General features: G+C 68.7%; 20 protein-coding genes. 7 read left to right on the forward strand and 13 right to left on the reverse strand.

Going from position 1 to position 23075, the window contains the following annotated elements:
- Positions 1-23: 23 nt before the first annotated feature.
- Entirely contained in the window at positions 24-1217 is a 1194-nt protein-coding gene (locus QSK05_RS21830; protein WP_285599138.1) for a TadA family conjugal transfer-associated ATPase, read from the reverse strand.
- Entirely contained in the window at positions 1214-1981 is a 768-nt protein-coding gene (ssd, locus tag QSK05_RS21835) for a septum site-determining protein Ssd (protein ID WP_285599139.1), read from the reverse strand. The genes QSK05_RS21830 and ssd overlap by 4 nt, the downstream gene beginning before the upstream one ends.
- 561 nt (positions 1982-2542) lie before the next feature.
- Between ssd and QSK05_RS21840 the strand changes: the two genes are divergently transcribed.
- Complete coding sequence (locus QSK05_RS21840) at positions 2543-3394, forward strand: HAD family hydrolase (protein WP_285599140.1); 852 nt, start codon at positions 2543-2545, stop codon at positions 3392-3394.
- 408 nt (positions 3395-3802) lie between these two features.
- Here the strand turns inward: QSK05_RS21840 and QSK05_RS21845 are convergent, their stop codons facing one another.
- Positions 3803-4654, reverse strand: coding sequence for a Fic family protein (locus QSK05_RS21845; RefSeq protein WP_285599141.1), 852 nt, complete (start codon positions 4652-4654; stop codon positions 3803-3805).
- Between the two features lie 11 nt (positions 4655-4665).
- Positions 4666-5124 (reverse strand): GtrA family protein, encoded by a 459-nt coding sequence (locus QSK05_RS21850; protein ID WP_285599142.1) that lies wholly within the window; start codon positions 5122-5124, stop codon positions 4666-4668.
- 98 nt (positions 5125-5222) lie between these two features.
- Between QSK05_RS21850 and QSK05_RS21855 the strand changes: the two genes are divergently transcribed.
- The 3 genes from QSK05_RS21855 (at position 5223) to QSK05_RS21865 (ending at position 8638) form a co-directional block, all read left to right on the forward strand.
- The gene (locus tag QSK05_RS21855) at positions 5223-6062 is read left to right on the forward strand and encodes a LytR/AlgR family response regulator transcription factor (RefSeq protein WP_285599143.1); all 840 of its coding nucleotides are present in this window, start codon (positions 5223-5225) and stop codon (positions 6060-6062) included.
- A gap of 149 nt (positions 6063-6211) precedes the next feature.
- Positions 6212-8167 carry an acetate--CoA ligase gene (gene acs, locus QSK05_RS21860; RefSeq protein WP_285599144.1) on the forward strand — a complete coding sequence of 652 codons (1956 nt, stop codon included), beginning with the start codon at positions 6212-6214 and terminating at the stop codon, positions 8165-8167.
- Between the two features lie 63 nt (positions 8168-8230).
- Positions 8231-8638, forward strand: a complete 408-nt coding sequence (locus QSK05_RS21865; RefSeq protein WP_285599145.1) for a VOC family protein — start codon at positions 8231-8233, stop codon at positions 8636-8638.
- Here the strand turns inward: QSK05_RS21865 and QSK05_RS21870 are convergent.
- The gene (locus QSK05_RS21870) at positions 8635-9408 is read right to left on the reverse strand and encodes a hypothetical protein (protein ID WP_285599146.1); all 774 of its coding nucleotides are present in this window, start codon (positions 9406-9408) and stop codon (positions 8635-8637) included. The genes QSK05_RS21865 and QSK05_RS21870 overlap by 4 nt on opposite strands.
- A 189-nt stretch (positions 9409-9597) precedes the next feature.
- Positions 9598-10569: a protease SohB gene (gene sohB, locus QSK05_RS21875; protein WP_285599147.1), complete on the reverse strand. Its 972-nt coding sequence runs from the start codon at positions 10567-10569 to the stop codon at positions 9598-9600.
- Between the two features lie 449 nt (positions 10570-11018).
- Here sohB and QSK05_RS21880 point away from each other — a divergent pair, with 449 nt between their 5' ends.
- Positions 11019-11663, forward strand: a complete 645-nt coding sequence (locus QSK05_RS21880) for a TetR/AcrR family transcriptional regulator (RefSeq protein WP_285599148.1) — start codon at positions 11019-11021, stop codon at positions 11661-11663.
- A gap of 25 nt (positions 11664-11688) precedes the next feature.
- The gene (locus tag QSK05_RS21885; RefSeq protein ID WP_285599149.1) at positions 11689-12678 is read left to right on the forward strand and encodes an aldo/keto reductase; all 990 of its coding nucleotides are present in this window, start codon (positions 11689-11691) and stop codon (positions 12676-12678) included.
- Positions 12679-12685: 7 nt separating this feature from the next.
- Here QSK05_RS21885 and QSK05_RS21890 read toward each other — a convergent pair whose 3' ends face one another.
- Together QSK05_RS21890 and QSK05_RS21895 are read right to left on the reverse strand one after the other, a co-directional pair.
- Positions 12686-13597, reverse strand: a complete 912-nt coding sequence (locus QSK05_RS21890; protein ID WP_285599150.1) for an aldo/keto reductase — start codon at positions 13595-13597, stop codon at positions 12686-12688.
- A gap of 69 nt (positions 13598-13666) precedes the next feature.
- Positions 13667-14467 (reverse strand): helix-turn-helix transcriptional regulator, encoded by an 801-nt coding sequence (locus QSK05_RS21895; protein ID WP_285599151.1) that lies wholly within the window; start codon positions 14465-14467, stop codon positions 13667-13669.
- A gap of 50 nt (positions 14468-14517) precedes the next feature.
- On the opposite strand from QSK05_RS21895, the gene QSK05_RS21900 reads away from it, so the two are divergent.
- The gene (locus QSK05_RS21900; protein WP_285599152.1) at positions 14518-14952 is read left to right on the forward strand and encodes a DUF2000 domain-containing protein; all 435 of its coding nucleotides are present in this window, start codon (positions 14518-14520) and stop codon (positions 14950-14952) included.
- A gap of 14 nt (positions 14953-14966) precedes the next feature.
- Here the strand turns inward: QSK05_RS21900 and QSK05_RS21905 are convergent, their stop codons facing one another.
- From QSK05_RS21905 to QSK05_RS21925, 5 genes are all read right to left on the reverse strand, one after another.
- Entirely contained in the window at positions 14967-16100 is a 1134-nt protein-coding gene (locus QSK05_RS21905; RefSeq protein WP_285599153.1) for a GGDEF domain-containing protein, read from the reverse strand.
- Between the two features lie 31 nt (positions 16101-16131).
- Complete coding sequence (locus tag QSK05_RS21910; RefSeq protein ID WP_285599154.1) at positions 16132-18591, reverse strand: GcvT family protein; 2460 nt, start codon at positions 18589-18591, stop codon at positions 16132-16134.
- Between the two features lie 236 nt (positions 18592-18827).
- Positions 18828-19766: an ABC transporter substrate-binding protein gene (locus tag QSK05_RS21915; protein ID WP_285599155.1), complete on the reverse strand. Its 939-nt coding sequence runs from the start codon at positions 19764-19766 to the stop codon at positions 18828-18830.
- An 88-nt stretch (positions 19767-19854) separates the two neighbouring features.
- Entirely contained in the window at positions 19855-21822 is a 1968-nt protein-coding gene (locus tag QSK05_RS21920) for an ABC transporter permease subunit (RefSeq protein WP_285599156.1), read from the reverse strand.
- The gene (locus QSK05_RS21925; protein ID WP_285599157.1) at positions 21819-22919 is read right to left on the reverse strand and encodes a quaternary amine ABC transporter ATP-binding protein; all 1101 of its coding nucleotides are present in this window, start codon (positions 22917-22919) and stop codon (positions 21819-21821) included. The genes QSK05_RS21920 and QSK05_RS21925 overlap by 4 nt, the downstream gene beginning before the upstream one ends.
- Positions 22920-23075 lie beyond the last annotated feature (156 nt).

Genomic DNA, 23075 nt, shown 5'->3' on the forward strand with positions numbered 1-23075 from the left:
GGGAAAAGGAGAACCCGCCCCACTCATCCGCATCCTCCGTCCAGCCGTTCGGCCAGTGCCGGCCACCCCGGCCCCCGTGAACCCTCGGCGGAGGGATGTCGCGGGTCGGCCGTCAGCGCGGGCAGCATGGTCAATGCCCCTCGTCCATCCCGCCGGGCCACCGCGATCTGCGTGACCTGGCGCCGGTTCCCGCGCCGTTCCACATGCACCACCGCGTCGAGCGCGGCAGCGGCCTGGGCCCGCACCGCATCGGCCGAGAGCCCGGCGAGCGCCCCCAGGGCCTCGAGCCGGGCGGGTACATCGGCGGGAGCGTTCGCGTGCACCGTGCCGCACCCGCCCGCGTGCCCGGTGTTGAGGGCGGCCAGCAGGTCACGCACCTCGGCGCCCCGGCACTCGCCCACCACCACCCGGTCGGGTCGCATGCGCAGCGCCTGACGCACCAGGGCCTCCAGCGAAACCTCGCCCGCTCCCTCGACGTTGGCGTGCCGGGCTTCCAGGCGAACGAGATGGGGGTGAGCGGGGCGGAGCTCACCGACGTCTTCGACCAGCACGATCCGCTCGGCGGCCGGTACGAGTGACAGCAGGGAGGTCAGCAAGGTCGTCTTCCCGGCGCCGGTGCCCCCACTGACCAGGAACGCAGCCCGTGCGGCGATCATCGACCGCAGCACCGGCGCCCAGCCGGCGGGTAGCGAACCGGTCTCGACCAGTGTCTCCAGACGCAGCGGCTCCGCCCGGAGCACCCGCAGCGAGATCAGCGTGCCGGTCGGGGCGATCGGCGGAATCACCGCGTGGAGCCGGATTCCGCCCTCCAGCCGGGCATCGGCGTAGGGCGCGGCGTCGTCGAGCCGACGGCCCCCGGCCGACGCCAGCCGGGTGGCGAGCGCCCGCACCGCGCTCTCGTGCGACAGCGCGGCCGGGCAGGGCACCCGGGCGAGTCCTTCGCCCCGATCGATCCAGACCTCGCCCGGGCCGTTCACCAGTACGTCGGTGACACCCGGCAGACGCAGGAACGGCTGCAGCGGGCCGAGTCCCCACAGTTCTGCGCTGATTCGCTCGGTCACCGCGAGCACGTCGTCCCGCCCGAGCACCTGCCCCAGCCCGGCCGACGTGGCCGCGACCATCGCCGCGAGTTCGTGCTGTCCCGGGCGGTCGTGACCGGCCAGGCCGCCCCGCAACCGGGTGACGACCGCCGAGAGGGCCGCCTCGGACGTCCTCACGCCAGCTCCTCGAGCAGTTCCCGGCAGAACCGGGCCAGCGGCCCCCGGCGGCGCAGCCCGGGAGGCTCACCCCGGTCCAGGGCCGCCTTCAGCCCCGGTTCGGGCGACAGCAGCCCGGCCGGGGGCAGGCCGAGTGCGGTGCCGATGCTGTTCGGATCGAGACCGGCCGGTACGGGCCCGCGGAGCACGACGCGCAGATCGGCCACTCGCGGCCTCAGGGAGGCCACCACACGCCTCGCTGCGGCCGTCGCGCGGACCTCGGCGGGCACAACTACCAATCCCGCGTCCACGACCCGCACAGCGGTACTGGCGGCCTCGTCCAGATGCCGGGGCAGATCCAGCACCACCACGGCGTACTCGGCCCCGGCCGAGTCCAGCACGGCGGTCACGGCGGCGGCGGAGGGACCGGTGGCCGGTCCGGAACGGGCCGTGGCCAGCACATGCACGCCGTCGATCAGCGGCAACGAGCCCGACAGGCTGCCCGGCAGCAACCGGCCCCGGGCCGAGGTCAGATCGGGCCAGCGCAGGCCGGGTTCGTCTTCCGCGCCGAGCAGCAGGTCGGCCCCGCCACCGAGCTGGTCGATCTCGACCAGGAGGGTCGGGCCGGTGCGGGCCGACGCCCGGGCCAGGGCCGCTGCCAGCACACTCGCCCCGGCGCCCCCGCAACCACCGATGATCCCGACGACCAGGGCCCGGCGACCCGCGGCGGTGCGGTGCGGATGGAGGAGCGGCGCCACCTGCGGCGCCCGCTGGGGAGCCCTCACGAGCAAGGGCCTTCTCACGAGTGAGGGCGGGTGGAGCGCGACCGGCGGGAGGAGAAGAGCCATGGGCCCAGATTCCGCATCCGGCGATGTCCCGGCCGGGTCGGGGCCCGGTCTGTGGATAACCGGGTGATCGTGCCGACCTGTGGAGAACTGGTCGGCCAGCGGTGGGAGAAATCCACCGGCAAAATGCGACGGCCCCCGCTGGGGGGGAGCGGGGGCCGTCTGGCCGGTCCGGCTCGGGGGGGAGGAGTCGGACCGGGCGGGCACGGCAATTAAGCCGGCAACGTCAGTCTGTACCCCCCGTGGCGTCGAGTGCAACACCTACGCCACCGGACAGCGGCAACTCCACAGGAATGAGACAGCTAAAGGGCGGTTCTAGTGACAGCCAAGTACTTTGCGTCACACCCTAAAGAGATGTGGCAATAGCCGCTCACCGTGTGTCATGGGTGATTCTGTCGACCCGGGGTCGCAATTCCCTAGGGCCGAACGTCTGAAAATTCTTGCAGAAAGCAGTCCTGCCTTTACTACGGGTGATTTGGGTGTGCACTTATCCTGATCGGCATGGGTGAAGGCGCGGTCGGTCCGGGGCTCGAGGCGGCGTTCTTCGATCTGGACAAGACGGTTATCGCCAGATCGAGCACGGTGGCGTTCTCCCGGCCGCTGCACGCCGGGGGTCTGCTGACCCGGTCCGCGATGCTCCGCAGCGCCTACGCGCATTTCATCTACCACGCGAGTGGTGCCGATCACACTCAGATGGAACACATGCGCGACCTGGTCTCGCGCATGGTCATCGGCTGGGAGGTGCAGCAGGTGAGTGACATCGTCGCCACCACGCTGGCCGAGCTGATCGCGCCGATCGTCTACGAGGAGGCCACGGCCCTCATCGCCGAGCACAAGGCGGCGGGCCGCGACGTCGTCATCGTCTCCGCCTCCGGGATCGAGCTGGTCGAGCCGATCGGGGCCCTGCTGGGGGTCGATCACGTGGTTGCCACCCGGATGGTCATCGACGAGGGGCGCTACACCGGCGCCATCGAGTACTACGCCTACGGCGTGAACAAGGCCGAGGCCATCCGCGAACTGGCGGCCGAGCGCGGCTACCACCTCGAGCGCTGTTACGCCTACAGCGACTCGATCACCGATCTGCCGATGCTCGAGACGGTCGGGCATCCCGTCGTGGTCAATCCCGACAAGGGCCTACGGCGCGAGGCGATGATCCGGGACTGGCCGGTGCAGGACTTCGTCCGTCCCGTCAGTCTGCGTCCGCGGTTCCCGGCGCAGAAGACCGGAACCGCGGCTCTGGGTACCGCCGCGGCCGGAGCTGCAGCCGGCCTGGTCTGGTATGCCAGCCGGCGCAAGGATTCCGGCCGGGAGGCCGCCCGCGTGCGTCGGGCGCCGTCCCGGCCGGAATCGTAAACCTGTTTTCAGGGGCGACTTTTCATAGGCTGCCTCGATCTTCTGACGGGGTACGGCACACCGTGTTCTGGGTGACGGTGCCCCGCAGCAGGGCGTCACCACCCGGAGCACGGTTCCCGGCTACCAAGCGCGCAAAGGCAATTCGCCGGAGCGGTGCAAGCCCGTCCAGGCGGGTCCTCACGTGGACTGCTCGCGCGTGGGTACCGATCAACCGTGCTGTCCGTGCGGATCCGGAGAACCTCCGTTCCTTCCGGTGTTTCGGATCCTGGGTACAGGTGTACTCCTGAATTCCCGGGCGCAACAGGGGCTACCGGCCGTTCGTGCGATCCGGGGTGATCGCGTCAGTCTTCTGGGCGAAGGTTCTGGTCAAAACTTCCAGCAATGGACGTCAACCCGCCCCTACTCCCCCTACTCCGAGGTGCCGGACACGCGTCCCCTCGTGACCGCGTCGCAGACCACGCGGCCCTCGCCCGCCCCCTTGACCACCGCGTCCGCACACTGCACCAGCCAGTCCGCCACCGCGTCCACCCGTCCGCTCGTGTACGCCTGGAGACTGCGGTGGTAGGCCGGGCCGGCGTCCAGGTGGGCGGCCTCCCACACCACCACGCCCATCGGGTCCAGCCCCCGCCCGACCATCACCGCGTGGGCGACGGCCCGGGCGACCAGCCCGTTGCCCGCCACGAAGGGCCGGGCGGTGAGAATCTCGGCGTGCACCAGGGCGGCCACCACCAGGGCCGGGGCCGAGTCGGGCGCGGCGAGCAGATCGGTGATCCCCTCCAGCCGGGCTCCCAGAGCCCGGCCCACGGGCGCGGTCGAGGGCTCCCCGATGCCGTCGGCGGGAAGTTCGGTGCCCTGACGCGGGCGACCCACCTGCTCGGCCGGCAGCAGACCGCCGGCCGCCGACAGGTGCAACCGGGCCAGCGCCTGGGCCGGGGCGGCGGAGAGAGACTTCTCCAGCTGGGCGGCCTCCGAGTAGACCCGCACCGCGGCCAGGGCCAGGCGGCCGGAGGCGTCGTCCGGGAGGACGGAGGCGCCCCGGGCGATATCCCGGATCAGGTCGACGGGATAGCGGGCACCCTCCAGCGCGGCGGAGCTGCGGGCCGAGCGCACCGTGGCCTCGGCCCGGGCCTCGGCCGAGCGGCGGCGCAGGGCGTTGTGCCACCGGATCTCGGTGCAGGCCGTGCGGGCCGACTGCACCGCCGCGGCCACGCCCGGCAGGTTCTCCAGGGCAGCCAGGCTCTCGCCCAGGGAAACAGTCACAGCCCCCGAGCCTAACCAGCCTTCGGCAGCCTCATCCGGAGGGCGATGAACCGCAGCACCGTGGAGATCGCGTTGGCCACCGTCAGCACGACCACCTCGACCCAGTGCGCGTCCACACCGACCCCGTGGATGACCGCCAGCGAGCCGTTCGTCAGCGCCAGCCCGACGGCGAACGCCAGCAGCCCGACGGCGTGGTCCCCGGCCAGACCTTCGTTGCCCCTGACCCCGAAAGTGACCCGCCGGTTGGCCGCGGTGTTGGCAACTGCGGTGATCAGGAGGGCCAGCGTGTTGGCGGCGAAGGAGTTCATGAAACTGCGCAAGATCAGGTAGAGCACCGAGTAGGCCAGGGTGCTGAGCACGCCGACCCCGGCGAAGCGGATCAGCTGACCGATCGTCTTGCGGCGCTGACCTGCGACTTTGTGCCTGCCACCGGTGCTTGTGGCGAAGTCCGGGCTGGTCGGTGCGGTCATGGGTCCGAGCGTGCGCCCGGAAACTCAAAGTCCCCTGTGTGTGACTTATGGAAATTCATAGGTTCACAGGAACACGGTGCGTCCTTACTCTTGTCCGTATGGCAACGGCGCCTGGGAACGTGACGGCAATTGGTCGGGGCAGAACTACCGGTCCGCGATGGACCCATCCCCCGGACCCGGCTCCGCTACGGGCACTCATCGTTGACCCGGACGGAGCGGCACTCGCTCGGATGACACAGTTCCTCCGGGCCGATCCGCGGATCAGTGCTGTGCGCACCACGCGTAACCGCGCGGGAGCGTTACAGATACTTCGCGACGATCCGGTCGACCTTCTGGTCTGCGACGTGTCCACACCCGGGCTGGACGGGCCGCACCTGGCCCGTGCCCTCGCCCGGATAGACCGACATCCACATCTGGTGTTCACGGTTCCGGCCCGGCAGCATCCACCCCGTTCGTTCGAGCTGGACTCGGTGGAGTACGTCGACAAGCCGGTGACCGCCGAGCGTCTGGCCGAGGCGGTGCGACGCACGGTCGCGGCCTCGACGGACGAGACCATCGCCGTGGAACTGGCGGGCGTCACCCGGTTCATCCGGCGCTCGCAGATCCTGTTCGTACAGGCCCAGGGCGATTACGCCCGCCTGCACACGGCGACGGGCAGCCATCTCATCCGGGTGCCCCTGACCACCCTCGAAGAGCGCTGGGAACCCTACGGTTTCCTGCGTATCCACCGCAGCACGATGGTCGCGCTGCCGCATGTGGACGAGGTGCGCACGGTCGGGGGACGCATGCGGGTCCGGCTGCGTGGTCGCACGCTCCAGGTCAGCCGGCGCCAGGGCCGGCACGTGCGCGAGGTGCTGCTCGCCGGGGCCGGCGAACCACCGCCGCGCGCCGACCACGCGGAGAGAACCCAGCAGCCGCGGGTCGCTGACGCCGGCTGAATCCACCCCCGTCCGACGGGGCAGGTCTCTTCTCCTGACGGGGAGAGACCTGCCCCGTCGCCGTGTCGCCGGCGGTCCGGGGCGATTAGGGTCAGTGAGCACGACCACACCTGTGACTTAGATGACGCGAACGTCTTGAAGGGGATCCGATGACGGACGAGACCCTGTCGAACCTGCTCCACGAGGAACGGCGATTCCCGCCGGACCCGGCGTTCGCCGGCGCCGCACTGGCCCAGCCGGAGCTGTACGAGCAGGCCAAGGCCGATCGCCTGGCCTTCTGGGACGAACAGGCCCGGGCGCTGAGCTGGACGACGGAGTGGACCCAGACCCTGGACTGGTCGAACGCCCCGTTCGCGAAGTGGTTCGTCGGTGGCACGCTGAACGTGGCCTACAACTGCGTGGACCGGCATGTGGACGCCGGCAACGGCGAGCGGGTGGCGCTCCACTTCGAGGGTGAGCCCGGGGACACCCGGTCGATCACCTACGCACAGCTGCAGCGCGAGGTCTCCAAGGCGGCGAACGCCCTGCTCGGTCTGGGCGTCGAGGCCGGCGACCGGGTGGCCATCTACCTCCCGATGATCCCGGAGGCGGTGATCTCGATGCTGGCCTGCGCCCGCATCGGCGCCGCGCACTCCGTGGTGTTCGGCGGCTTCTCCGCCGAGGCCCTGCGCAGCCGCATCGACGACGCCGACGCCAAGGTGGTCATCACCTCGGACGGCGGCTACCGGCGCGGCAGCCCCTCGGCGCTGAAGCCGGCCGTGGACGCCGCGGTGGTGAACACCCCGTCGGTGAAGAAGGTGCTCGTCGTGCAGCGCACGAAGCAGGACGTGGCCTGGAACGACGAGCTTGACGTCTGGTGGCACGACGTCGTGGACAGTGCCTCCGACGTGCACGAGCCGCAGGCCTTCGACTCCGAGAACCCGCTCTTCATCCTCTACACCAGCGGCACCACCGGGAAGCCGAAGGGCATCCTGCACACCTCCGGCGGCTACCTGACCCAGGCCGCGTACACCCACCGCAATGTCTTCGACCTGCGGCCGGAGACAGATATCTACTGGTGCACCGCCGACATCGGCTGGGTCACCGGGCACAGTTACATCGTCTACGGCCCGCTGGCCAACGGCGCCACCCAGGTGATCTACGAAGGCACCCCGGACACGCCGCACAAGGGCCGGTTCTGGGAGATCATCCAGAAGTACAAGGTCACACAGCTCTACACCGCCCCCACGGCGATCCGCACGTTCATGAAATGGGGAGACGACATCCCGGCCCAGTACGACCTGTCGTCCCTGCGTGTGCTCGGTTCGGTGGGCGAGCCGATCAACCCCGAGGCCTGGATCTGGTATCGCAAGCACATCGGTGGTGACCGGACCCCGATCGTCGACACCTGGTGGCAGACCGAGACCGGCGCGATCATGATCAGTCCGCTGCCGGGCGTCACCACCGCGAAACCCGGTTCGGCCCAGGTGGCTCTGCCCGGCATCGGGATCGACGTGGTCGACGACGCGATGAAGCCGGTGCCGAACGGCTCGGGCGGCTACCTGGTGCTCACCGAGCCGTGGCCGTCGATGCTGCGCGGTATCTGGGGCGACCCCGAGCGGTTCAAGGAGACGTACTGGTCGCGTTTCGAGGGCCTGTACTTCGCCGGGGACGGTGCGAAGAAGGACGAGGACGGTGACATCTGGCTGCTCGGCCGGGTGGACGACGTGATGAACGTGTCCGGCCACCGGCTCTCCACCACGGAGATCGAGTCGGCGCTGGTCTCGCACCCGAAGGTGGCCGAGGCGGCCGTGGTCGGGGCCTCCGACGAGACCACCGGCCAGGCCGTGTGCGCCTTCGTGATCCTGCGCGGCGACGCGGGTTACGACGAGTCGCAGTCCGAGGCCGTGATCGCCGAGCTGCGTAACCACGTGGCCAAGGAGATCGGCCCGATCGCCAAGCCGCGGCAGGTGATGGTGGTCAACGAGCTGCCGAAGACCCGCTCCGGCAAGATCATGCGCCGCCTGCTGCAGGACGTGGCCGAGAACCGCACCGTCGGCGACGTCACCACGCTCGCCGACTCCGCGGTGATGGATCTGATCAAGAAGGGCCTGCGGACGCAGTAATCTCCCGTGATCATGCAAAGGTTCCCCGTGGAACCTTTGCATGATCACGACGAAGGAGAGTAGATGACGCAGACCCCGGTTCCCCGTGGACTCCTGCACCACGTCGAGCTCTGGGTGCCTGACCTTGCCCGGGCGGTTGTCGAATGGGGCTGGCTGCTGGGCGAACTCGGCTACGAGCAGTTCCAGGACTGGCCGGCCGGGCGCAGCTGGACCCAGCACGGCACCTATCTGGTGGTCGAGCAGAGCAAGGCCATGACGCCGGACCGGCACGAGCGCCTACGGCCGGGCCTGAACCATCTGGCCTTCCACGCCGGTCCCCGGGACCAGCTCGACGAACTCATGGCCCAGGCGCCGCAGCAGGGCTGGAAGCCGCTCTTCGGGGAGAAGTATCCCTTCGCGGGCGGCCCCCAGCACTACGCGGGCTATCTGGAGAACAGCGACGGGTTCGAGGTCGAGCTGGTCGCGTTCTAGCTGTCGGTCTTCTCCTCGAAGATCCATGCGGTGGAGTCGTTCTCGGTGTTCGACCAGGTGAGGGAACGGCCGTTGGCAGCCAGGTAGGCCGTCATGGTCGACTCACTGACCACCGACGAGATCGTGTAGGTCGTACCGTCGTCCGACAACGTCATCCGGAAGTGCTGCTTCTCGTCATCGTCGTCACAGATCTCCTGGCGGAAATCGGCCTCACCGTTCGTCACACACATCAGGTCGGCGTCGCTGGACGGATCAGCCATCTCCCAGACGCTCTTCGTGCCCGGCACCGGGATGAGCAGCATCTGCCCGGAGTAGCCGATCCAGGTCTCCTTGCGGTTCGACGTGGTGAGGTCGAGCTCGCTGGTCTTCGGGCCGTACGACAGCATCCGGCTGCCCGGTCCGGTGTTCGCCGCCCAGATCCAATACTGGGCATTTCCCTTCGCCGCACTGAGCCGGTCCGTGCGGGCGGGGATCTTCACGGTGCTGCCCGAGGACGGCGCCGGGGTGCTGGAGGACGTGTCGGTACCGGTTGGTGTCGGGGTGATCGGGGACGAGACGGCCGGGACGGCGGGGACGATCTGGGCGCGGGTGTTCCCCTGGCTCACCCAGGCCGTCACCCCGCCGGCAATGAGCGCGACCACGGCGAAGGTACCGACGGCCAGGCGGGTGCGCTGCGCCCGGCGTTTACGGTCGCCCCGGCCACGCAGCTCGCCGGAGGACTGCGCGACCCCGTCGAGGTCGCGCCGGCGCTGCTCCACTTCGTCCACCATTATTCGCTTCTCCCGCCGTAGAAGTTGTCGAAGCCCGAGTCCGTGTCGTTCATCCGGTCACCTCCACCCCTCGGCCGGCCGGCGGCGCGTTGGCATTCACACCAGCAAACACGTGCGACGGGACCGTGCGGTTGCAGTTGTCCCGAGAAAAATCAATGGTGGACGTCGGCCCGCGACTCTCGGGTGGGGTCAGAGCAGCTGTGAGAGGGCGGCCTGTCCTGATGCGGTGAGGCGCCGGACCCGGGAGAGCGGCACCGTGCAGGTGACCTCGAACAGGTCGGCCCGCTCACGCGCGGTCAGCAGGTAGTCGTCGCTGGTGCGCAGTTCGTCGACCAGGTTCAGGTCGAGAGCATCGCTGCCGTACCAGTACTCGCCCGTTGCAACCCGCTCCAGGTCGATGCCGGGGCGCTGCTCGATCACGAAAGTCTTGAACAGGTCGTGAATCTCGTTGACCTGCTCGGTGACCTTGGCCCGGTCCTCGTCGGTGTTGCGGCCGAACATCGTCACGGTGCGCTTGAACTCGCCACCGGTGAACTGCTCGACGTCGACCCCGAGCCGGTCGAGCAGCCGGTGGAAGTTGGGGATCTGCGAGACCACGCCGATCGACCCGATGATCGCGAACGGTGCCGCCACGATGCGGTCGGCCACGCAGGCCATCATGTAGCCGCCCGATGCCGCGACGGTGTCGACGCAGACGGTGAGCGGGATGTCGCGGTGCCGCACGCGCTGCAGCTGCGAGGCGGCTAGTCCCTGGTCGTGGACGGTGCCACCCGGGTTGGTCAGGCGCAGCACCACCTCGTCGGCCGGGGTGGCCAGACTGAGGACGGCCGTGATCTCTTCCCGCAGGCCACCCACCCGGGAGGCGCGCAGGTCGCCGTGGAAGTCGAGCACGAACACCCGGGGCCGGGCCGGAGTCTTTCCCCGGGCGGCCAGTTTGCGCTGTGACTTCTGCGCCCGGCGCCGCTCGCGCAGTGCCCTCTTCGGAAGGATCGCCTCGGCGAGCTTGTCGCGCAGGTGGTCGTAGTGGTCGTTGAGGTTCTTCACACGGAGTCGGGACGGGGGCTTTCTCGGGGTGGCGAGCCGGGCCACCCCCACCACGAGAGCTCCCAGCAGCGCGACCACGGTCACGCCCTGGGCCAGGAACAGCAAATAGTCCGTCAAGGCGTGGTGCATACCCCACTTTAAACCGCCAGGTGACGGGTGTGATGGTGAATCACGGCCTCGCCGGAGAAGGGCCCGGAGAAATCCACCGTGATCCGGGTCACACGGCCGGTCGACCTGGACGATTGTCAAGAATTCCCCTGGTCAGATGTCCAGTAATTCTGGCGAAGTTCATTGTGTTGCACTATTTCCGGTGGGCGGAGGCAGCTTTCGACAAAGCCTGGGGATTCGCCGTTCAGCTGATTCCCGGGAACCGTGGGACGCCACGGCCGGGAAGAAGGGGTAAAACCCATACCGTTCGCCGCTTCCAGCTGGTTGGAGGAGGGGGCAACGTGGCAGGACGGGGTGCTGCGGCGCCGCTATCGTGCGGTTCGACGGCCAGAGTGACGTACGGACGCGAGCGACGAGATCCCACGGGGGAGAGTGTGGCTGAGCCAACGGGGCAATGCGTGGCAGCCGGTGACGAAAGACCTGCACGCCGCGAGGGCCGGGGGCGCGGAAGTGGGAAATTCGAGCAACGTCGCACCGAACTCGCCGACGCCGCTCTGAAAACTCTCTCGGAACTGGGATATGCACGCACCAGTCTGCGGGAGATAGCCCAGAATTCTGAGTTCTCGCACGGAGTGCTGCATTACTACTTCATCGACAAGGTCGATCTGATCACCCAGTGCGTGCGCCAGTACAAGAATCGGTGCATGTGCCGGTACGACGACATCGTCGCGGCCGCCACCACCGGGTCTCAGCTGCGGCACGATTTCGCCCTGGCGATGGCCGAGTCGATGGTGCAGGACGCCGACCTGCACCGGCTCTGGTACGACCTGCGCTCGCAGTCGATGTTCGACGACGCGTTCCGCGCCGACGTGTCCGCGATCGATACCGGATTGCAAGACATGACCTGGCGCGTCGCGACCCGCATCGGTGAACTCGCGTCCGTACCGCTGCCGTTCGGCGCCGAAGTGATCTACGGTCTGCTGGACGGCCTGTTCCAGCAGGCACTGCTACGGCACTGTGGTGGCGATGCAACGGCGTCCGACTACCTGATCGGGGCCATCGACGAGGTGATGGCGAGGTTCATGCCGCTGGCGCCGGTTTGAGCTGGAGGCCCTATCGTTGCGAGCTATGGAGAAACGGACCCTGGGCCGGACCGGCCGCAGTGTGGGAGTCATCGGGCTGGGAGCCTGGCAGCTCGGTGCCGACTGGGGTTCGGTGAGCACGCAGGACGCGCTGGCCACCCTGCACGCCGCCGTCGAGGCCGGGGTGACTTTCATCGACACCGCCGACGTCTACGGCGACGGGCGCAGCGAGAAGGTCATCGGCAAGCTGCTGAAAGAGCTGCCCGACGCCGGGCTGACGGTCGCCACCAAGCTGGGCCGCCGCGCCCAGCCCTTCGAACCGGCCTCGTTCACCAAGGACAACATGAAGGCGTGGGTCGACCGCAGCCGGTCGAACCTCGGCGTCGACACGCTGGACCTGGTGCAGCTGCACTGCCCACCGACCCCGGTCTACTCGACGGACAAGGTCTACGACGCGCTCGACTCGATGGTGTCGAAGGGCCGGATCGCGGCCTACGGCGTCAGCGTCGAGACCTGCGCCGAGGCCGTCACCGCGATCGCCCGCCCGAACGTGGCGAGCGTGCAGATCATCCTCAACCCGCTGCGGCAGAAGCCGCTGGAGCAGGTGCTGCCCGCGGCCGAGGCCGCCGGCGTCGGCATCATCGCCCGGGTGCCCCTGGCCAGCGGCCTGCTGTCCGGCCGCTACACCGAGGACACGGTCTTCGCCGACGACGACCACCGCACCTTCAACCGCTCCGGTGAGGCGTTCGACGTCGGCGAGACCTTCGCCGGCGTGCCTTTCCGGGCTGGGGTGCGTGCGGTTCGCCGTCTGCAGCAGCAGCTTCCGGACGACGAGGGCACCCTCGCCCAGACCGCCCTGCGCTGGATCCTCGACCAGCCGGGGGTCACCACGGTGATCCCGGGCGCCCGCTCGCCCGAGCAGGCCCGGGCCAACGCCGCCGCCGCCGAACTGCCCGAGCTCAGTGACGACGTGCGCGGCGTGATCCGGCGGGTCTACGACGAGGACATCCGTCCGCTCGTGCACAACCGCTGGTAGGAAATCTCTACGCCGAGGCCGTGGTGAGTTCGTCCACCTCGGCCTCGGTCAGTTCCACCTGCTGCATGAGCGCCGGAAGCTGTTCCACCGTGCGGGCACTCGCGATCGGGGCGAGCACGTTCGGGCGACTGAGCAGCCAGGCCAGGGCGATGGTGGTGAGCTGCGCCCCATGCGCCGCCGCCACCCGGTCGAGTGCGTCGAGCACCCGGAAACCCCGCTCGTCCAGGTAGTTCCCGGCCCGGTCGCCGCGCTCGCGGCCGACCACATCGTCCACCGTGCGGTACTTGCCGGTGAGGAAGCCACTGGCCAGTGAGTAGTAGGGGAAGACCGCCAGGTCTTCCCCCGCCACCAGCGCGGCCAGCTCGCCCTCCACGATGTCGCGCTCGAGGAGGTTGTAGTGCGGCTGCAGGGCGACGTACCGGGCCACCCCCAGGTCGTCGGCGATGCGCAGGGAACTCTTCAGGCGGTCGGCGGTGAAGTTCGACGCCGCCAGGTACCGCACCTTGCCCTCGGTGACGAGTTCGCCGAGGGCAGCCACCGTCTCTTCCTGGGGCGCGGCCGGGTCGTCGTAGTGCGCGTAGTACAGGTCGATGTGATCGGTCTGCAGACGCCGCAGCGAGGCCTCCACGTTCTGGCGGATGCTGTCCCGGGTGAGACCCTTCAACTTGGTCGCGATCACCACGTCGTCGCGGCGCCCGCGCCGGGCCAGCCAGTTACCGATGATCGTCTCGGACTCCCCGCCCACATTGCCCGGTACCCAGTGTGAGTAGCCCTCCGCCGTGTCGATGAAGTTGCCCCCGGCGTCGGTGTACGCGTCCAGCACGGCGAACGACTGCTGCTCGTCGGCGGTCCAGCCGAAGACGTTCCCCCCGAGGCAGAGCGGGAAGACATCGAGGTCGGTGCGGGGGATCAAGGACACGAGGGAACCTCCTGGGCGGGGTCTGGGCGGGTAGCGACTACCGGAAGCGACAACGCATCACTCACGACGTCATTCCCGTCCCGCCGAAGCCGTGAACCGGCCCGGGGTGGTGCCCAGCATCCGCCGGAAGTGCCGGGCCAGGTGCGACTGGTCGTAGAACCCGGCCAGCACCGCCACCCGGGCCGGGGGCTCGCCGGACAGCAGGAGCCCGCGGGCCTTCTCCACCCGCCGCCCGGTCAGGTACAGGTGCGGCGGCATGCCGAACTCGCGGGTGAAGGACCGCACCAGGTGGGTCGGGTCGCGGTGCAGGGTCCGGGCCGCTTCTTCCAGTGAAAGACCCTCCACCACATGAGCTTCCAGGAGGTCGCGGAGATCGTGGGCGAGGCTCGCGCGGTGTTCGGGGCGTTCCGGGGTCGAGCCCAGCATCTCCTGGACGCGTTCGCGGATCAGGGCCAGACGGCTGGCGGCCTCCAGATCTTCCGTGCGGCGCCCCAGCACCACGTTCAGCTGGTGCACGCGCAGCCTCAGCACCGGATCGTCCAGGGACGGCCGGCGCAGTGCGGCGTCCACGAGGGCGGGGCCGAACTGGGTCTCGTCCAGGTAGAGCACCCGCTTGCGGAAGCCGCCGGGCCCGGCGGCCCGCCCGTCGTGCGGCACTCCCGGCGGCAACACGGTGACCGTGCTGGTCAGGGCTCCGTGCTCATGGCGGGCGAGGTGGTAGCGCACCGCCCCGGAGTCGATGAGCATGAGAATCCACGCGTCGTGTGCGTGCATCGGGTAGGCGTGCTGGTGGAAGCGGGCATGCAGGACTTCCCGGACGCCGTGCAGGCCCGGTTGCCACGCCGTGAGTTCCGGCGCCTCGTCCGCCATGTCAAGAACGTACAAGAGCCGGCTGGTGGACGCGGGGCACCATCGGTTGCGTGAGTACAGCAGAACTGGCGCCCATCCGTTTCGACACCAAGATCGCCGTGCTCCTGCGCGACGACCTGGCCCCCTGGCAGCGCCTCAATGTGTGCGCCTTCCTGGTCAGCGGTATCACCGCGGGCCAGCCCCACCTGATCGGCGAGCCCTACGCGGACGCCGACGGCACCGGCTACCTGGGCATGCTGCGGCAGCCCGTGCTGGTGTTCCAGGGGTCGAAAGACGTGATCACCGCGGCGCACGGAAAAGCCCTGGGCCGCGAGCTGCCGATGGCGATCTTCACGGCCGACCTGTTCGCCTCGGGCAACGACCGGGACAACCGCGCCGCCGTGGCCGCCGTGCCCCGGGCCGAGCTCGACCTGGTCGGGATCGCCGTGCACGGCCCCAAGAACGCCGTCGACAAGGTGCTCAAGGGCGCGGTCATGCACCCCTGACCCAGGGCATGAAGTCATGGAGTTGGGGGGTCACGGACTGTTGGGGGATTGCGGACGAGTGGCGGCGTTGGGGTGGCCGCCTCGCGAGGGGCGATGGGTGAGGCGGTGCGGGTCGGCCCGACCTGCCCGCGCCCGGCGTGCTTGGCCGCGTACAGCGAGGCGTCCGCGGCCGCGTACAGGTCGCGCAGCGGCATCGGGCCGGGACTGTGCCCCACCCCGACACTGATCCCCAGCGGCAGGTCCGCACCGGTGGGCATCGGCAGGGGGTGGCTCAGCACGCGGGCCAGCAGCGCCCGGGCCCACTCCTGCGCGGTGGGAGCGGTGCACCGGGGCAGCAGCACCGCCATTTCGTCCCCGCCCAGCCGGGCGATCACCACGTCCGTCCCGGTGTCGTGGTGCAGCAGCGTGGCCAGGTGCACCAGGGCGTCGTCCCCGACCGGATGGCCGTAGGTGTCGTTGATGGCCTTGAAGTGGTCCAGATCGAGCAGCACCAGTGCCGTCCCCCGGGCGTCACCGCCCTGCCGGGGGACCGGTGGCATCAGCGCCCGGTGCATGGCCTCGTCCAGGATTCGCCGGGTGACCAGACCGGTGAGCGGGTCGCGGGAGGCCTGGGCCTCGAGCATGGCGATCAGACGGTCGTGCCGCCGGCCGCCGAGCAGCATCACGCCGGTCATCAGGCCGATCACCAGGGACACGTCGAACCAGTCGTACAGGCCACCGCCGTTGGGCCGCAGCATCGCGACGTTCAGCGCGACCCCGAACATGCAGAACACGGCCACGATCAGCGCGCCCAGGGTTTTCAGGTGGGTGGCCGCGAACAGAGCCGGCAGGCACAACATCACCTGGGCCCCGGCCGAAGGGTCGTGGGTGGCGATGTTCAGCGTCACCACGCCGGCGACGCCGAGGAGCGGGGCGACGATGAGCAGGATGCCCTGCACCGCGGTGGGTAGGGACCTGATCATCAGTACACCGGCCAGAACGACGAAGATGACGGGTGTACCGATCAACAGGGTCCACTGCCCCGTCGTCCTCGGCATGGCGAAACCGGTGACCGGGATGGCGGCGGCACAGAGCAGGAGGATCCAGCTCGCGGTCTGGGCCGCGGCTCTCGGATTCCGGGCGCCGAGTCCCGAACGCGCCCAGTCCACACCTCCTACTCGGCCGCCACGCCCCCGGACTTCAGCCGCGCAGGCGCTTCATCTCCGGGTCGAACAAGGGCTCCGCCGCCACCGTGGCGGACAGGCGACGGTCGAAGTAGCCGATCTCGACCCGCTGCCCCGGCACCGACAACGACGCCGGCAACCAGGCGTAGGCGATCGGGGCGTCCACCGTGTACCCGTAGGCGGCGCTGGTGACGTAGCCGACGCAGGCGCCGTCGCGGTACACCGGTTCCTTGCCCAGGGGCTGGTCGTAGGTGGAAGCGGTCTCGTCGACGTCGACCAGCAGGCAGGTCAGGCGGCGGGAGACGGACTCCTGGCGGGCCACCACCGCTTCCCGTCCCAGGAACGACTCCTTCTGCAGCCGCACCGCGAAGTCCACCCCGGCCTCCCAGGGGTCGTGCTCGAACGTCATGTCCGTGCCGAACGACCGATAGCCCTTCTCCAGGCGCAGGCTGTTGAAGGCCCCCCGCCCGGCGGCGATCAGGCCGTGCTCCTGACCGGCGGCCCAGATCGTGTCCCAGAGCTTCTGACCCTGGTCGGAGGTGGTGTAGAGCTCCCATCCGAGTTCCCCGACGTACGACAGGCGCATCGCGGTGACCGGGATGTAGCCGATCTGAATATCCTTGGCCCGGAAGTACTTCAGTCCTGCGTTCGAGATGTCGTCGCGGGTCAGGCCGGCCAGCACGTCGCGGGCCCGGGGGCCCCACAGGCCGATGCAGCAGGTGCCGGGCGTGATGTCGCGGACCTGGGTGAGGCCGTCGTCCGGCAGGTGCCGTGAGAACCAGGCCTCGTCGAGAGCCCCGTTGGCTCCCACCTGGTAGCGGTCGCGCCCGAGCCGGGCGATGGTGACGTCGCTGCGGATGCCGCCGTCGGCGTCGAGCAGCAGCCCGTACGTCACCGAGCCGATCGACTTGTCCACGTTGCCGGTGAACATCGTCTGCAGGAACGCGGTGGCACCGCGCCCGGTGACCTCCAGCCGCTTCAGCGCGGTCATGTCGAACATCGACACCTGCTCGCGGGTGTGCTGTGCCTCGGCCGCGACGATCGGCGACCAGTAGCGCGAGGCCCAGGCGTCCGGCGTGCGCGTCGGGTACTTCGCCACGAGAGGGGCGTTCGAGCGGTACCACTGCGGGCGCTCCCAGCCCGAGGCCTCCAGGAACATGCCGCCCAGTTCCTGCTGACGGTGGTAGAAGGGCGTGGTGCGCAGCGGCCGCGGATCTTCCATCGGCTGCAGCGGGTGCTTGATGTCGTAGACCTCGACGAAGTTCTGGCAGTCCCGGGCCAGCACGTAGTCGGGCGTCAGCTGATGCTTCTCGAACCGGTTGACATCGCACTCGTGCAGATCGAACGTCGAGCAGTGGCCCTCGACCAGCCATTCGGCCATCGCCGCGCCGACCCCGGCCGAGTGCGTCACCCAGACTGCCTCGGCCACCCAGAAGCCCTCCACCTCGGTCGAGGGCCCGAGCAGCGGGAAGTCGTCGGTGGTGAACGAGAAGATGCCGTTGATGGCCTCGCCCACCGAGGTGTTGGTCAGATCGGGCAGCAAGCGCTGGCTTTCGGACCAGGCCGGGGCGAAGTCGTCGGGGGTGAACTCCAGCACCGAGGGCATGTCCTCGGCCTCGCCGACGGAAAGGATCTCGTCCTGGGCGACGGGCATCGGCCGGTGCCCGTAGTAGCCGATGCCGACACCCTCGAAGTTCTCCCGGTAGTACAGGTCGCCGTCCTGGTGCCGCAGGATCGGGCGCGTCGCCTCGACGGTGGAGCCGGCCAGTGAGGGAACCGGTTCGGTCCAGGCCAGCTGGTGCCCGAGCGGGGTCAGCGGCAGGGTCATGCCCACCATCGCGGCAACCTTCGGACCCCAGAACCCGGCGCAGCAGACCACCAGATCGGCCTCGATGTCGCCCTGGTCGGTGCGTACCCCGGTGACCTTGCGGCCGTCGTCGGTGCGCAGCACGTCGAGCACCTCGTGCTGGTCGAGCACCTTCACCCCCCGCGACCGGGCCCGCCGCAACTGCGCCTCCACGGCCCGCACGGCCTTCGCCAGGCCGTCGGTGGGCAGGTGCAGGCCTCCGAGTACCAATGACTCGTCGAGCATCGGCCACAGGGCCGTACATTCGGCCGGGCTGATCACCGTGGCGTCGATGCCCCAGGCCGTGGCCCAGCCGGCCCGGCGGTGCAGCTCGGCCAGGCGTTCCGGGGTGGTCGCGACCTCCAGGCCACCGACCTGGAGGAAGCACGGCTCGCCGTCGAGGTCGAGTGAGACCAGCTTTTCCACAGTGTATTTCGCCAGCTGCGCCATGGTCTTGGACGAGTTGGTCTGGAACACCAGGCCGGGTGCGTGCGAGGTCGACCCGCCTGGTCTGGGTAGTTCGCCCTGCTCGACCACCGTGATCTCGGTCCAGCCCCGGCCGGACAGCTCGTCGGCGAGGGCGGCTCCGACGACGCCTGCTCCGATGATGACGACGCGCGGTCCGGTCATGGCCCAGCCTCCTGTGGGTGCGTATTACGCAACTCAAATCATCAAGCGCAACTCGACTGTCCAACGTCGAACGCACTGAGTCAAGAGGCAAGTACAGCCAAAGTTCCACACCGACCGATAGAAGCTCAACGACGTCCAAAATTGTTGCCCTGAAACGCAACCGGAACATCGAGGCGACGTGGCCGCAAAACGCGAGCGGGGCAGTGGCCGCAGCCACTGCCCCGCTCGTGAAAGATCTACTTGATCCAGGCGTCGACCTTGGCCTGGTTCGCGTCGACCCACTTCTTCGCCGCGTCCTCGTCGTCCATCTTGTCCTCGGCGATGTACTTGGCCACGACGTTCTGGTCGTCGTTGGTCCAGCTGAAGTTCTTCACCAGCTTGGCGGCCGGGCTGCCCGATTCCATGAACTCGGTCCGGGCGAACTTGATCAGCGGGGTCTCCGGGTAGTCGCAGTCGACCTTCTCCGGGTCGGCGTCGCAGCCCTCGCTGTACTCGGGCAGGTTCACCTTCACCAGGGGTACCTCGGAGAGGAACCACTGCGGGGTGTAGAAGTAGCCCAGCAGAGGGGTCTTCTTCTCCTCGGCCTGGCGGAAGGCCGTGATCAGCGCGGCCTCGCTGCCCGCATAGACCACCTTGTAGTCGAGGTCCAGGTTCTTCACCAGGGCCTCGTCATTGGTGACGTACGACGGGTCACCGTCCAGAACCTGACCCTTGCCGCCCGACTCGGAGGTCTTGAACAGGTCGGCATACTTGTTCAGATTCTTGTAATCCGTGATGTCCGGGTACTTCTCGGCCATCCACGGCGGAACGAACCAGCCGATCTGCCCGACGTTGCCGGTCTCGCCGACCTTGGTGGCGACCTTCTGCTCGTCGACGTACTGCTTCTCCAGGTCCGGGTGGCCCCAGTCTTCCATGATCACGTCGATCTCACCGGAGGCGAATCCCTGCCAGGAAACCTCCTCGGTGAGGTCTTTCGTGGTCACCGTGCAGCCGAGTTCCTTCTCGGCCACGTACTTGACCACGGCGACGTCAGCCTCGAAGCCGACCCACGGGTTCACGGCCATGTTCACGGTGCCGCAGTCTTCGGCGGAGCCACCGCCCGACCCGGTGCTGCCGGACTCCACGGTCGCGCCACCACAGCCGGACAGCGCCAGACCGAGGGCTGCCGCCCCCAAGACGGCCCTCCTGGCCTTGTTATTGTCTAGCAAGGGTTTTCATCCTCCTGATGGGCATGCTTCAGTTTAGAACGGCACGCACTTACTGTCAGGCCGTGCGCCGACGCTCGGCGGCGGCCTGAGTGATCCGGTTGAGCATGATGCCCAGGATGACGATGGCAAACCCGGCGGTGAGGCCCTTGCCGAACAGCTCACCCTGCGAGAAGCCCGCCACCACGTCGTATCCCAGCGCGCCGGCGCCGACCAGGCCACCGACCACGATCATCGCGAGCACGTAGCAGATGCCCTGGTTGGCCGCGAGGACCAGCGCCTGCCGGGCCATCGGGATCTGCACCTTCCAGATGATCTGGGCGCTGCTGGAGCCCGAGGCGGTCGCCGCCTCGACGGTGGTCGCCGAGACCCCGGCGATACCGTCGGCCACCACCTTGATCACCACCGGCGCAGCGTAGAGCACGGCGGCCAGGATGGCGGTGAACCGGCTGGCGGCGAACAGTGCCAGGAACGGCACCAGGTAGACGAACGGCGGCATGACCTGAAGCGCGTCGAGCACCGGCCGGATCACCATGTCGGCGCGCCGGCTGCGGGCCATCCAGACGCCGACCACGATCCCGATCAGCATCGTGGCGGCGGTGGCGATCAGGGTGGCGGCCAGCGTGGTCATGCTGTCCTGCCAGAGCCCGCTGAACACCAGACCGGCCACGCAGAACGCGGTGAGCACGGTGACCTTGAGGTTGCCGAGCAGGTAGGCGATCGCCAGCAGCAGGGCCGCGACCAGCCACCACGGCGACTCCACCAGCAGCGTCTGCAACGGGTCGATCAGCAGCAGGCTGGTGGTGTCTTTCATCCAGCCGGTCACGTCCGACGCCTGAGTCGTGAACCACTCGGCGAAATTGCCGCTGATACGGGCAATGTCGTTGCCGATGTTGATGTCGGTGGTGCCCACGGTGTCCGGGAACTCGGCCGCCCAGATGAAGGTGCGGGAGAGATAGATGGCGAACAGAGTGAGGATGCCCGCCACCCCCAGGAGGGGGAGCCGGAGTTTGGAGGGTCGATGGGAGCGGGACCGCTGACTGGCGGCCGTGGTCAGTCGGTCCAGCACGATCGCCATCACCACGATCGCCAGCCCGGCGTTGAACGAGGTGCCGACATCGAGCGTCTGCAGGGCCTTGAGGATGGTCTTGCCCAGGCCGGGCGCGTCGATCAGCGAGGCCACGGTGGCCATCGAGAGCGCGGCCATGATGGTCTGGTTCAGACCGAGCACGATCGTGCGGGTCGACATCGGCAGCAGCACACCGGTCAGCCGCTGGAACCCGTTGGCACCCAGTGACTCGGAGGCCTCCACGCTGGCCCGCGGCACCGACCGGATGCCGTGCGCGGTGTACCGCACGGCCGGCGGCAGTGCGTAGACCAGGGTGACGAGGGTGGCCGAGGCCGGGCCGATGAGGAACAGCAGGGCGAACGGGGAGAGGTAGACGAAGGTCGGCATCGTCTGCAGGAAGTCCAGTACCGGCGTGACCACCGAGTTGACCCGGTCGGACAGCCCGGCCCAGATGCCCAGAGGGATACCGATCAACAGGGCCAGCAGCACGGCGGAGAGGGTGAGGGCGAGCGTGTCCATGCTCTCTTCCCACAGCCCCTGCAGGCCGATGAAACCGAAGCCGGCGATCACCAGCAGCGCCACCCGAAGGTTGGCGAAGGCCACCGCGAGCAGCGTGATGATCGAGACCACACCCAGCCAGCCGATCACCGGCACCGGGCGGCCGTAACTCGGCTGCGCGATGAGGTTCTGGATGAGCGTGGTGAGACCGTCGACGAAAGCCCGGATCTCGTTGAAGAAGTAGAGGAAGAGCGGGCTGTCGTTGCGGTTGGTGGTGACCCAGTGGTTCACGTCGTTGAACCAGCGGTGCAGTGCCGTGGTGTCCGAGGGGACCAGCGAGAGCGTGTTCTGGCCGCGGAACACGGCGGCCAGCACCACGAAAACCACCAGCACGGCTGCGAGGATCCGGCCGCGGCCAGGTTTTGCGATGGCCGCCCGGGAGGCCGTCAGCACGGTCACCGGGCGCCTGCCACGATCGCGAGAATCTCTTCCTGGCCGACGATTCCGAGCAGCTTGCCGGCCTTGTCCACCACCTTCACGGGTTTGTGGCTCTCCAGCACCACGCGGGTGGCGTCGCGCACCACCACCTCCGGCCCCAGTTCCGGGCCGTCGGTCTGGTCGGTGTCGTTGACCGGCCGCATGATCCAGCGCAGGGTGAGCACGTCACCCTTCGGCACGTCCGAGACGAAGTCCCGCACGTAGTCGTCGGCGGGGGCCCCGACCAGCTCGTCGCCCGTGCCGATCTGGACCGGCCGGCCGTCGCGCATGATCAGGATGCGGTCGCCGAGTTTCAGCGCCTCGGAGAGATCGTGAGTGATGAAGATCATGGTCTTGCCCAGCTCGCGGTGCAGCCGGATGACCTCGTTCTGCATGTCCCGCCGGATCAGCGGGTCGAGTGCGGAGAACGGCTCGTCGAAGAGCATCAGGTCGGGCTCCACGGCCAGCGCCCGGGCCAGACCCACCCGCTGCTGCATACCGCCGGACAGCTGATCGGGATAGGAGTTTTCGTAACCCGCCAGCCCGACCAGCTCGATCACCTCGTCGGCGCGCCGGCGTCGCTCGGCCCGGCCGGCGCCGCGCACCTCGAGGCCGTAGGCCACGTTGTCGGCCACCCGGCGGTGGGGGAGCAGACCGAAATTCTGGAACACCATGGAGAACTTGTGACGACGAAGGTCTCGCAGGCGCTTCGCGTCGGCCTCGAGCAGATTCTCGCCCTCGAAGACCACCGAACCACTGGTGGGTTCGATGAGTCGCGTGAGACACCGCACCAGCGTGGACTTACCGGAGCCGGACAGGCCCATCACCACGAACACCTCGCCGGGAGCCACGTCGAACGAGACGTCGCGCACCGCGATGGTGTTACCTGTGCGCTGCATCAGCTCCCGGCGCGGGAGCTCACACAGTTCTTTATTTGCCGGTACGGCAGCGGCTTTCGGGCCGAAGACCATCCACAGGTCGCGCACCGAGATCAGTGGTGCGGCGGGGGTGGCGGTCGGTTCGGCGCTCGTTCCGGGCACTACGGCCAGGTCTTGACTGTCCCCGGTGACGGCGGCCATCGCTCACCTTTCTGGTGATCCACAACGGATGGGCCCAATGGCCCTGGGTAAGCTACGGACTTCATGAAATGTTGCGTATGACGCACTACAATTCTTCTTGAGGGACACACTGTGCCCGCGGCGAGGTCATGGTCAAGGTATGCGGTCGTTTCGGTG

Source organism: Kineosporia sp. NBRC 101731, from assembly GCF_030269305.1.
Classification (GTDB): domain Bacteria; phylum Actinomycetota; class Actinomycetes; order Actinomycetales; family Kineosporiaceae; genus Kineosporia.

Excerpts from the sequence above, each read along its gene's own strand:
- QSK05_RS21840 (WP_285599140.1), top strand. The coding sequence starts at position 2,543 with ATGGGTGAAGGCGCGGTCGGTCCGGGGCTCGAGGCGGCGTTCTTCGAT.
- QSK05_RS21850 (WP_285599142.1), bottom strand. The coding sequence starts at position 5,124 with ATGACCGCACCGACCAGCCCGGACTTCGCCACAAGCACCGGTGGCAGG.
- QSK05_RS21855 (WP_285599143.1), top strand. The coding sequence starts at position 5,223 with ATGGCAACGGCGCCTGGGAACGTGACGGCAATTGGTCGGGGCAGAACT.
- acs (WP_285599144.1), top strand. The coding sequence starts at position 6,212 with ATGACGGACGAGACCCTGTCGAACCTGCTCCACGAGGAACGGCGATTC.
- QSK05_RS21865 (WP_285599145.1), top strand. The coding sequence starts at position 8,231 with ATGACGCAGACCCCGGTTCCCCGTGGACTCCTGCACCACGTCGAGCTC.
- QSK05_RS21870 (WP_285599146.1), bottom strand. The coding sequence starts at position 9,408 with ATGGTGGACGAAGTGGAGCAGCGCCGGCGCGACCTCGACGGGGTCGCG.
- QSK05_RS21885 (WP_285599149.1), top strand. The coding sequence starts at position 11,689 with ATGGAGAAACGGACCCTGGGCCGGACCGGCCGCAGTGTGGGAGTCATC.
- QSK05_RS21895 (WP_285599151.1), bottom strand. The coding sequence starts at position 14,467 with ATGGCGGACGAGGCGCCGGAACTCACGGCGTGGCAACCGGGCCTGCAC.
- QSK05_RS21910 (WP_285599154.1), bottom strand. The coding sequence starts at position 18,591 with ATGACCGGACCGCGCGTCGTCATCATCGGAGCAGGCGTCGTCGGAGCC.
- QSK05_RS21925 (WP_285599157.1), bottom strand. The coding sequence starts at position 22,919 with ATGGCCGCCGTCACCGGGGACAGTCAAGACCTGGCCGTAGTGCCCGGA.